General features: G+C 68.9%; 1 pseudogene. It reads right to left on the bottom strand.

The annotated features are described in order from the left end of the window. Positions 1-178: 178 nt before the first annotated feature. A pseudogene (locus R5H29_RS06690) lies at positions 179-411 on the bottom strand (hypothetical protein); the annotation flags it as partial.

Raw genomic sequence — 411 nt, 5'->3', positions numbered from 1 at the left:
CAAGATCCGCGCCGACGAGCTGGCCGAGGTCCGCGCCGCGACCGAGGCGGCCGCGCGCAAGCACACCGCCGCGTTCCCGCATGTCCACGTCACCTCCTCGGAAAAGGGCATGGGCATTGCCGAGCTGCGCGCGGCGGTGCTGGAGGATGCCGAAGTCTGACCGGCGGGCAAGGGTCGCTCAGGGCAGGTTGAGCCCGCGTGACTTGCGCCGCTGCTCCGGGATTTCGGCCAGCGCCGATCCCTGGCCGATTCCCGGCGTTCCGCCTTCGTGCATCTCGGCCAGCAGATCGGCGAGCGGGGCGGGGCGGGCGATCAGGTAGCCCTGCACATAGTTGAAGCCGGCCAGGGTCGCCTCCATCAGCTGCATGTCGGTTTCGATCCCTTCGAACACGCAATCGAGATTGAGCGAGC

Origin of the sequence: Stenotrophomonas sp. A3_2, from assembly GCF_036624925.1 — a bacterium.
Classification (GTDB): Bacteria; Pseudomonadota; Gammaproteobacteria; order Xanthomonadales; family Xanthomonadaceae; genus Stenotrophomonas; species Stenotrophomonas hibiscicola.
This window is presented reverse-complemented; position numbering and strand designations above follow the sequence as displayed.